The 11,246-nt window shown below is 40.5% G+C and carries 7 protein-coding genes; 3 read left to right on the forward strand and 4 right to left on the reverse strand.

Features of this window, described 5'->3' with window-relative positions:
- Positions 1–5: 5 nt before the first annotated feature.
- Genes EO117_RS00495 through EO117_RS00505 form a run of 3 tightly spaced genes read left to right on the forward strand, consistent with a single transcriptional unit; the run spans position 6 to position 6,607 of the window.
- Entirely contained in the window at positions 6–3,704 is a 3,699-nt protein-coding gene (locus tag EO117_RS00495; protein ID WP_126938573.1) for a PolC-type DNA polymerase III, read from the forward strand.
- Positions 3,705–3,716: 12 nt separating this feature from the next.
- Complete coding sequence (locus tag EO117_RS00500) at positions 3,717–5,270, forward strand: gluconokinase (protein WP_126938575.1); 1,554 nt, start codon at positions 3,717–3,719, stop codon at positions 5,268–5,270.
- 17 nt (positions 5,271–5,287) lie between these two features.
- Positions 5,288–6,607 (forward strand): gluconate:H+ symporter, encoded by a 1,320-nt coding sequence (locus EO117_RS00505; protein ID WP_126938577.1) that lies wholly within the window; start codon positions 5,288–5,290, stop codon positions 6,605–6,607.
- Between the two features lie 49 nt (positions 6,608–6,656).
- Here the strand turns inward: EO117_RS00505 and EO117_RS00510 are convergent, their stop codons facing one another.
- The 4 genes from EO117_RS00510 to pflB all read right to left on the reverse strand — a co-directional run bounded on the left by EO117_RS00510 (position 6,657) and on the right by pflB (position 11,234).
- Positions 6,657–7,838 carry a sodium/glutamate symporter gene (locus tag EO117_RS00510; protein ID WP_126938579.1) on the reverse strand — a complete coding sequence of 394 codons (1,182 nt, stop codon included), beginning with the start codon at positions 7,836–7,838 and terminating at the stop codon, positions 6,657–6,659.
- Between the two features lie 241 nt (positions 7,839–8,079).
- Entirely contained in the window at positions 8,080–8,850 is a 771-nt protein-coding gene (pflA, locus tag EO117_RS00515) for a pyruvate formate-lyase-activating protein (protein ID WP_126938581.1), read from the reverse strand.
- Between the two features lie 6 nt (positions 8,851–8,856).
- On the reverse strand, positions 8,857–9,096 hold the full coding sequence (gene grcA3, locus EO117_RS00520; RefSeq protein ID WP_126938357.1) for an autonomous glycyl radical cofactor GrcA3: 240 nt from the start codon (positions 9,094–9,096) through the stop codon (positions 8,857–8,859).
- A gap of 2 nt (positions 9,097–9,098) precedes the next feature.
- Entirely contained in the window at positions 9,099–11,234 is a 2,136-nt protein-coding gene (gene pflB / locus EO117_RS00525; RefSeq protein ID WP_164727448.1) for a formate C-acetyltransferase, read from the reverse strand.
- Positions 11,235–11,246 lie beyond the last annotated feature (12 nt).

Genomic DNA, 11,246 nt, shown 5'->3' on the forward strand with positions numbered 1-11,246 from the left:
GTACTATGAAATGTTATCATATGGTACTAAAGGGAGAGTCTAAAGTAGACTTTCACTTTTACTTAAAAAACGGAAAATTGTATATATTTGGTTCTCAGTCGATAGGAACATTAGATAAGGCAGTACAAGCACGTATTGAAGAAATCTGTCACAATATTGGTTGCACTTATGAGCTTGTAGATACAGAGGATTTTAGAAACCAAATTGTTCTTACTCGTATACCTAATGCAACAGAAGAGACTCCTTTTGTGTCTAATTTAGATAATAAAGGGCTAGAAGATACAGAGTATCTTTTTTTACAACAGGCGAATGAAGTAGCAGATTACGATATCTATTGGGATATGGATGAAGAAAATCGATTTGATGAAATGGAACTCTATGTAAGTCGTGATGGTACGATCAAAACTTCATCGGATTATGATGATTTGTACGATGCACCGGTAGTCATAGATCGACCTAATACGCCAACTCCAACGGCAATGGGGAGTTCCCCTTATCCTATGAGAAGACGGAAGTTAACTACGGAAGATGGTATGCTTTTAGGTCCTGCTTTTGATGAATTAGATACGCATCGGACAGATGATTTCTTTGTGAGGACAGGAGAAAATGTTATTATCTCCGGGTACTTTCACAGTTTAGATATACGAGAAATTCGCCCTAAGGAAGATAGCAAGGCTGTACAAAAAGCTCGTGAAAAAGGTGAGGAGCCCAAAAAACGGTATATTATTACAGGTCATCTAGTGGATGATCATAATAGTTTGGCTATTAAACGATTTACCAGCCCTTCTGAAGATGGCCCCAAGCTATTAAAAATTTTAAAATCTGTTGGGAAGGTGCAGATCAAAGGGGAAGTCATCTATGATGAGCAATTTGTACGTGACTATGTGTTAAATATGGATTCCATCCGTCCTGTGGAAGATACGGATAATGCAAAACGCACGGATACCCATGAGGAAACAAGGGTAGAACTTCATTTGCACACGAAAATGTCCGAGAAAAATGCCTTAGTGGCGGTGAAAGACATTGTAAATCGTGTGAAAGAGTGGGGACATCCAGCGGTAGCGATTACCGACCATGGGGTAGTACAAGCATTTCCAGAAGCTCAGGCCTATTCTTTGGAAAAAGGTGTGAAGATTCTCTATGGCGTAGAGGCTTATTTGATTGAAAAAGAGGACCAAGCCGTACCACATCATATCATTATATTTGCAAAAAATATGGTAGGTTTGCGGAATCTGTATAAGATGATTTCCATAAGTCATTTAAATTATTTTGATGAGTATCCAAGATTGCCAAGAGCTGTCATTGAAGACCATCGTGAAGGGATTCTTATAGGAACATCTTGTAAATCTGGAGAGTTGATTCAAGCGATAGCTCACGGTGCCAGCGATAAAGAATTGCAAGAGATTGTTAAGTTTTATGATTACTTAGAAATTCAACCACATGATAACTACAAATGTTTTATTAAAGAAGGCTTGTTAAAAAACGAGGAAGATTTAAAAGAGATTAATCGCCGTATCGTTGCTTTAGGTGATACTGTACAAATGCCAGTGGTAGCTACAGGAAATGTGCATTATATGGACCCTAAAGACAAAATGTACCGTGAAATTATGCTTACCGCCAGCGGAGTCAAAGATCCAAAAGACAAAGCAAATCAGCATATGCGTACCACTGATGAAATGCTGGAAGAGTTTGCGTACTTAGGAGAAGACGTTGCCTACAAAGTGGTGGTGACCAATACAAGAGCCATAGAGCAAAGTATAGATTACATTATACCTATCCCTAATGGCACCTATTCTCCCAAAATTGAAGGGGCTGATAAAGCCTTGGAAGATATGTGCTATGCAAAGGCGAAGTCTATCTATGGAGATCCATTACCAAAAACAGTACAGGACCGCTTGGATTACGAGCTAAAAAGCATTATCGGTAATGGTTTCGGCGTGTTGTACTATATCGCCCATAAACTAGTAAAAAAATCTTTAGATGATGGATACTTAGTAGGTTCTCGTGGTTCTGTAGGATCCTCCTTTGTAGCCACCATGGCGGATATTACAGAAGTAAATCCTTTGGAACCGCATTATGTGTGTCCACAGTGTAAATGGAATGAGTTCTATTTAAAAGGGGAATATGCAGGGGGCTTTGATTTACCACGTCGTAATTGTCCTGAGTGTGGTGCGCCACTTATCGCGAATGGTCATGATATTCCTTTTGCTATTTTTATGGGATTCCATGGGGATAAGGTGCCAGATATCGACTTGAACTTCTCTGGAGATTACCAAGGCCGTGCCCATAAATATACAGAAGAATTGTTCGGACGAGACAATGTATTTAGAGCGGGAACAATCGGCACCATTGCGGATAAAACAGCTATTGGCTACGCCTACAAATATGCGGATGTCAATGACTTACAAAAACGACGAGGTTTTATAGAAAAGTTATCCACAGGTTTTACGAAAGTAAAGAATACTACTGGTCAGCATCCGGGAGGCATTATGGTTTGCCCTCGAGATATGGATGTGCATCATTTTACGCCAGTCCAATATCCTGCGAATAAAAAAGAAAGTGGTATTATTACTACGCACTTTGACTATCACTCGATTGAAGGTCGTATGACCAAGCTAGATATACTGGGCCATGATGATCCTACCATCATTCGTATGTTGGAAGATATGACAGGTGTTCCGTCTACGAGTATTCCTTTTGATGATCCTGCTACATTAAGCCTATTCTCATCAACGAAAGCATTAGGCCTGACACCAGCTCAATTGCAAGGAGATAAAGTGGCGACCTTGGCAGTACCTGAATCAGGTACTGGGTTCGTACGGGCTATGTTGGAAGATTCAAAACCACAAACCTTTTCGGACTTAGTGCGGATTTCTGGGTTCTCCCATGGTACCAATGTATGGGTAGATAATGCTCAGACCTTGATTAAAACAGGGACATGTAAATTGAATGAAGCTATCTCTACCCGTGACGATATTATGAACTTTTTGCGCAACCATGGGGTGGCAGATAATGTAGCCTTTTCTGTGATGGAAAATGTGCGTAAAGGGAAAGGTATCGAAAAGCGTAATAAAGAGGGGATTGCTCAAACAGATTATGAAGACCAAATGCGAGCAGCCCAAGTACCAGAGTGGTTTATCGCTTCTTGTAAAAAGATTTCTTATTTATTCCCACGGGCCCATGCCGTAGCTTATGTTATGATGGCATTTCGCATTGCTTGGTACAAGATTAATTATCCATTAGCATTCTATGCATCGTATTTTTCTATTCGGGCAAAAGCCTTTGACTTGAAAATTATGATGGGTTCCTTAGAAGAGCAGCAACAAGAATTTAAACGGTTGAAAGCCTTAGCTGCGAAGTATGAAGCATCACCAAAGGAAAAAGATTTAATGTCTGCCTTAGAGGTATCCTTGGAAATGAAACAGCGAGGGTACTCCTTCGGCAATGTAGAATTATATAAATCACAAGCTAGACGGTTTATGATTAAAGATGAAACCTCTTTATTACCGCCATTTGTAGCTGTTACTAGTTTAGGCGAAAAGGTAGCAGATGCCATCGTAGAAGAACGAGAGCAAGCAGAGTTCTTATCGATTAAAGATTTGCGGAGACGTACAAAAATGTCTCAAACCATTGCTAACCGAATGGTTGAGTTAGGTTGTTTAGGCGACTTACCAGAAGATGAGCAAATGAGTTTATTTGGATGATAGGAGGTATATATGTCAGAAGTTAGAGAAGCAGTATGGATAGGCGTTGATGTGGGAACCACAGGCGTACGTGCTATGGCATATACAGCACAAGGTAAATCTGTAGCTGTACGAGATGCTTTTTATCCATTAGAAACACCTCAATATGATCGAGCAGAGCAGAATCCTCAACAAATATATGATGCTGCAGAAGAAGTCATTGCGGGAGTTGTAAAAGATTTACAATATAAACTAGTCACTATATCCGGGATTGCTTTAAGCTCAGTGATGCATAGTTTTATTCCTCAAGATGAACATTTTGATTTATTAGGCAATATGATTACTTGGGCAGATAGCAGAAGTTCCAATATTGTACACCGTATGGAACAAGACGAAGCGTGCAAACAATTCTACTTTAGAACAGGCTGCCCTTTACATGCATCTTATCCATTGGCTAAAATCATATGGGTCAAAGAAAATCAACCTGAAATCTTTGCTCGTATGGCACACATTGGGTCTATTAAAGATTATATGTTCCGGTTGATGACAGGAGAATGGGTAACAGACAAATCTGTGGCCTCTAGTTCTGCTTTATTTAATGCCTTTACAGAAACTTGGGACTCTGAGATTTTAGACTATGTAGGGATTCAAGAAAAACAACTGCCTAAGGTTGTATCTACTACATATAGTGGTAAGTTAGTAGCTAATGTAGCAGAGCGTTTAGGTTTACCTGTGAATACACCGGTTGTCATCGGTGCTACTGATGGAGTACTGGTGAATGTTGGTGTTGGCGCTGTATCTAAAGGGCAGTTAAGTGCTACTATAGGTACATCTGGTGCTATACGCATGCTCACAGAAAAGCCTCAAATGGATCCTAAAGGTCGCACCTGGTGCTATAATTTAACAGATACGATGTGGGTAGCTGGTGGAGCTATCAACAATGGGGGTATGATTTTGCGTTGGATGCGAGATCGTATCCTGCATTATCATGGCTCCCAAATGGAACAATTATCGGTGGATCCTTATGATTTAATGACCATGAAAGCAAGACATGTACCGGCTGGATCTGGTGGCTTGTTATTAATGCCATACTTTACTGGTGAACGAGCTCCCTATTGGAACTCTGATCTGCGTGGAGCTTTCGTAGGTTTATCTTTAAATCATAGTCGCTCTTACATGATTCGCGCCACAATGGAAGGGATTTGTTATAGCTTACGTTTTGTTCTTGATGCATTACGTGAGTTTGAAGATGTGAAGGATATCCGTATCAGTGGTTCTTTCACTAAATCTGAATTGTGGGTACAAATTATGAGTGATATATTCGGTGAACATATTACCTTACCAAATAATAGTGAAGGCGCCTCCTTTGGTGCCGCTGTATTAGGGTTTATTTCTGATGGAACTTTATCAGATATTAAAGATACAGCTGAGTTAGTGCAGCCTGAATGTATCTATCACCCTAAGGAACAGAATCAAGCGGTATATGACGAACTTTTCTCTATTTATGAAAGTTTGTATATTCATATGAAAGACGATTTGGCACGTCTTGTTCAGTTCCAAAAGGAACATCCGTTTAGTCGTTTATAATTAGAAAGGAGACTTACATGCCATTAATTATTCTCGCATTAGGAATTATTTTACTATTTTTCCTAATTGTAAAAGTAAAGATGAATAGCTTTTTATCATTGCTATTAGTCTGTGTATTATTAGCTTTTGGAGAGGGATTACCTATCGATAAGATTTTCCCAACTATTCAAAAAGGTTTAGGAGCTACCTTAGGGGGCTTAACCATCGTAGTAGGTTTTGGCGCTATTTTAGGTAAATTGATGGCTGATAGCGGTGGAGCGCAACGTATTGCGACTACATTGATTAATATGTTTGGCCGTAACAATGTAAGATGGGCTGTATGTTTAACTGGATTCATTGTAGGGATTGCTTTATTCTATGAAATCGGCTTCGTCTTATTGATTCCTTTAATCTTTACCATTGCTAAATCCGCGGATATTCCATTGTTAGAGGTTGGTATGCCAATGGTTGCAGCTTTATCTGTAACGCATGGTTTCTTGCCACCACATCCAGGTCCTACAGCGATTTCTGTATTATTCAATGCAGACATTGGATTAACTTTGGTATATGGTATCTTAATCGGTATTCCAACAGTTATTTTGGCAGGTCCATTATTGTACAATACGGTGAAAGATATTAAAACAGATATCCCAGAAGGTCTTCACAATGATAAAGACTTTACAGAAGAGGAAATGCCATCCTTTGGAGTATCTATTTTTACTGCCTTAGTACCAGTTATCTTAATGGCAGCTACAGCTATCGGTAAAATGATGAATTTGCCAAAAGCGTCTCCAGTAATGGTGATTCTTAACTTCATTGGTGATCCATCTGTGGCATTAACAATTTCCCTAATCATTGCCTTCTATACATTTGGCTTCGCTCGTGGCAAATCTATGAAAGAGATTATGGCTACTTCTGAAAAAGCAATTTTAACTGTGGCCATGATTTTATTCGTTGTAGGTGCTGGTGGAGCTTTGAAACAAGTATTAATCGATAGTGGTGTAGGTACCTACATAGGTGAACTTGTGATGCAAGTGAATGTATCTCCATTAGTACTAGCTTGGTTAATTGCTGTGGTGATTCGTATTGCTGTAGGTTCTGCGACAGTGGCAGCTATGACAGCTGGTGGTATCGTAGCCCCATTGATTCCATTAACAGGTGTAAGCCCTGAATTGATGGTAATCGCTGTAGGTGCGGGTTCTGTATTCTTCAGCCCACCAAATGACCCAGGATTCTGGTTATTCAAAGAGTTCTTCGGATTGTCTGTAAAACAAACATTACGCTCTTGGTGTATGGTGGAAACAGTGATTGCCGTATGTGGATTAATTGGTGTAGAAATCATTAATTTATTCTTATAATAAAACATCCCCAGTCCAGTATATGGATTGGGGATTTTGTTATATGCGTTTACCAATAGAACTGCATGATCCAATGCAAGATAGGAATACCGAACACATTGATTAATACGGTAGCAGTAATTGGGACTACAAGGAACGCTTTCACAGATTTTCTGTATCGACCACCAAGGGTAGCAATGGTGGCTACTGTGTTTGGTGTGATGCCTAAGCCGTGACCAAGCAATGCAGCACCAATGACAACGCCGTCGTAATCTTTACAAAGTACAGGGAATACGATGAACCGTGTAAACAGAATAATCGCAATCACTTGTACAATTAAAATCACAAGCATTGGTCCTGTCAGAGATCGTAATGCGATTACAGGTATGCTCATGAATACAGTGGTTAAAAAGATAGTAATGCTAATTTGGCTGAATAAGGCAATAGCTTTGGAATTGATGAAAGTTTGCCTCATTGCATCGCCACCGTTACGGATAGCAATGGCCAATAACATGGATACAATAAAGGTTGGGATATGTAATCCGAGTGTATCTAATAAGTAGTGGGAACCGCCGATGCCGACGCTCACACAGATAAGGACCAATAATAAGTTGACGATAATCCCAATCGGTGTGGGTGCTGGTGAATCTGGTGGTGGAGGGGCAGTTTCATAGCGATTAAACTTTTCGATTAAATATTGTCCCATAGGACCGCCGATGAAAACACCTACGATAGTGGTGAATGCAATAATCCCATGTGCTACGGTTTCACCATCTAAGGCATTGCCTAAATCATGACCTAAGGCAGAGACAAAGTTGTAACTGCTTTCAAGAGAAAGGGAGCCTAATAAAATGGCATAGTGTTTATCTAATCCGAATAAATTCGCTAGTCCTAAGCCAATGCTAATTTGCATAATCACAAGTAGAGTACTCATACCCCAGTAGCGAGGGATGGCTTTCAGAGAAGATGTACAAATTTGTACCGGTGCTACTAGACCCATGGTAGCGAAGAATGCCACCATAGCGGGAACAAGAACAGCCTTGTCCAACGTGATGAGAATAAGACCAGAAATTTGTAATAGAAATACAATCAGAGCTACGGTTAAACCGCCAATAGCTGGAACTGGGATAGCCCAACGATGCAAGATGTTGATATGCTTGTGCATGAAGGTACCCAGTAAAAAGGAAAATAGTGAGAGTATGACCGTTTCTACGGCGCCAAGGTGTAATTGTAGCATGTACGACGATGCCATGAAATGCCTCCTAACTTTAGATACAATAAACTATGACGGTGCAATGGTACACATAGGATTCACTTGAACCATAAATCATAGTGTTACAGTCTGAAATAATACCTTCCCATTATACAACGATTCATGTAATATGTAAAAGTTATCCATAAGAAATAAATATTAATATATGAACAAGAAAAAGCGCACCGTCCACGAGGGATAGTGCGCTTTTAGGAAAGATCAGGAAAGTATTGTTATGAGTTTAACTTTCAGGTGTTTTAAGAGGACACCATAAACCTCGGCGGTAGTCGCGTATTCCAGAAAGGACAACGCGGAGTGCACGCTGTGCGTCAGCTTTTGAGAGGGGCGGGATTCCATCTAATCGATAGGAAATGCCAAGACTTTCATATTTATTAACCCCCATGACGTGGTAAGGTAAGCAATCTACGGCTTTCAAATGTTTGAATGCACCTAGAAAGAAACCAAGCCGATACCAGCGATCGCGATTATCTGTGATGGTTGGGACTACCACGTGGCGTACCCAAAAGTCGGTGCCATGCTCATCTACAAATTTAGCGAATGCAAGGACCGCATCATTAGGCTTGCCGGTTAGTGTTTCGTGTATAGAGGAATCGATCTCTTTCACATCAAGAATGACTAAATCCGTTACATCAAGAAGCAGTTTGTACTCTCTAGCCTGTTCTTGTGTGTAGCAAATCCCGCTTGTATCTAAACAAGTATGAATTCCCTTTCCATGAAAGAAAGTAAAGAGTTCGATAATAAAAGGGAGTTGCAACAATGCTTCGCCACCAGTGACAGTAATGCCTCCAGTGATATAAAAGTCACGATTCCTTTCAAATTGTGTCCACACATCTGCCACAGTCATCTCTTGGGCATACGTAGAGGGATCCCAAGTGTCTGGATTATGGCAATAGGCACATCGCAATGGGCAACCTTGGAGGAACAAGACAAATCGCATGCCTGGGCCATCGACAGTACCCATGGTCTCAATGGAATGAATGCGACCTACCATAGTGCATTACATGGATTGATGGAATGTACGGGAGATCACTTCGTCTTGTTGAGCTTTTGTCAACTTGTTGAAATGAACAGCGTAACCAGAAACACGGATAGTCAATTGTGGATACAATTCAGGATGTTTTTGAGCATCTAATAATGTTTCACGATTGAATACGTTTACGTTTAAATGGTGACCGCCTTTTTTGCTGTACCCATCTAACAATTGTACTAAATTATCTACTTGTTGTTCGTTAGTCATATTTACTCCTTTTCTTCAGGGAAAGTAACATTTGGCTCACGGCAAGCTAGATTTTCACAACCATCGGCTAAGGCATGTTCAATATTGCCTAGGTCTAAGTCTAAATCTAAATCTAAGTCGCCTAGTGTCACCATAGACTCTCCGGATTTACCTAGAGAATCTGGAATAATAGAGAATGTATTAGAAATACCATCGCAACAATCACGCCATGGCATTTTAGCAACAGATGCTAGGGAAGAGATGGCACCGTGTTCGTCACGACCATGCATAGGGTTGGCTCCTGGAGCAAATGGAATACCTGCTTTACGACCGTCAGGGGTAGCACCAGTAGCGTTACCATATACCACATTCGATGTAATCGTCAATAGTGACATCGTTGGTACGGATTGACGGTAGGTTGGATGTTTACGAATTTTGTTCATAAATCCAGATACCACCATAGCCGCCAAATTATCTACGCGATCATCATCATTGCCATATTTAGGGAATTCGCCTTCGATCTCAAAATCAATAGCAATGCCATTTTCATCACGGATTGGTTTTACTTTCGCATATTTAATAGCAGAGAGGGAGTCAGCTACTACAGAAAGTCCAGCAATCCCTGTGGCAAACCAACGTGTTACCTTACGGTCATGCAATGCCATTTCTAATTTTTCATAGGCATATTTGTCATGCATGTAATGAATGATATTTAACGCATTTACATACACACCTGCGAGCCATTCCGTCATATCTTCAAAACGTTCCATCACTTCGTCGAAGTCAAGGTATTCGGAAGTAATAGGACGGAATTTTGGACCTACTTGTTTTTTCAACTTTTCATCTACGCCACCATTGATTGCGTACAGTAATGCTTTTGCCAAGTTGCAGCGAGCACCAAAGAATTGCATTTCTTTACCAATACGCATTGGGGAAACGCAGCAAGCGATAGCGTAATCATCACCGGAGTTAGGGCGCATGATTTCGTCGTTCTCATATTGAATGGAAGATGTTGCAATAGAGAGTTTCGCACAGAACTTTTTGAATCCTTCAGGAAGGGAAGGAGACCAAAGCACTGTTAAGTTTGGTTCAGGAGCAGGACCAAGGTTTTGCAATGTATGTAGGACACGGAATGCCGTTTTAGACACTAATGTACGTCCGTCAGTGCCCATACCACCGATAGACTCAGTTGTCCATACAGGATCACCAGTAAATAAATTGTTGTATTCATGGATACGTGCAAAACGAACCATGCGCAATTTCATAATGAAATGATCCACCATTTCTTGGATTTGTTCCTCTGTATATTTACCAGATTTCAAATCACGTTCTGCATAGATGTCTAAGAAAGTGGAGTTACGTCCGATGGACATAGCTGCCCCATTTTGTTCTTTGATAGCACCCAAATAGCCAAAGTATAACCATTGGATAGCTTCTTTCACATCGGTAGCAGGTTTGGAGATGTCAAATCCGTAGGACGCAGCCATTTCTTTTAATTCTTTTAAAGAACGGATTTGATCTCGAATTTCTTCGCGGTCACGAATGACATCTGGCATCATATCGCCCATGGTGATGTTAAATTGATCTTCTTTGTCTTTGATCAAATAATCGACACCATATAAGGCTACACGGCGATAATCACCGATAATTCGGCCGCGACTATACGCGTCAGGTAGGCCCGTAATAATGTGAGCAGAGCGTGCAGCTCTCATCTCAGGTGTATATACATCAAATACACCATCATTGTGTGTCTTACGATGAGTTTTAAAGAAGCTTTCTAGAGTTGGATCCATCTTGTAACCATACTCTTCGATAGCACTTTTAGCAGTTCGTAAACCACCATAAGGGAACATGGCACGTTTCAAAGGATAATCAGTTTGAAGACCAACGATTTGTTCATCTTCTTTAATAATATATCCTGGGGCATGTGCTGTAATATGAGTGGCTACATCAGTGTCTGCATCGATGACAGAACCTTTTTGTCGTTCTTCCTCATATAAATCTAATACCCGTTGCCAAAGTCTAGTAGTTCGTTCAGTAGGACCTACTAGAAAAGAATCATCGCCTACATAAGGCACATAATTTCGTTGGATGAAATCGCGTACGTCCACGGATTTATCCCATACACCTGTATTGAAGTCTTTCCATGCTTGTTGCATAATATACCTCCA

The organism is Veillonella sp. VA142, from assembly GCF_003992135.1.
Lineage (GTDB): Bacteria > Bacillota > Negativicutes > Veillonellales > Veillonellaceae > F0422.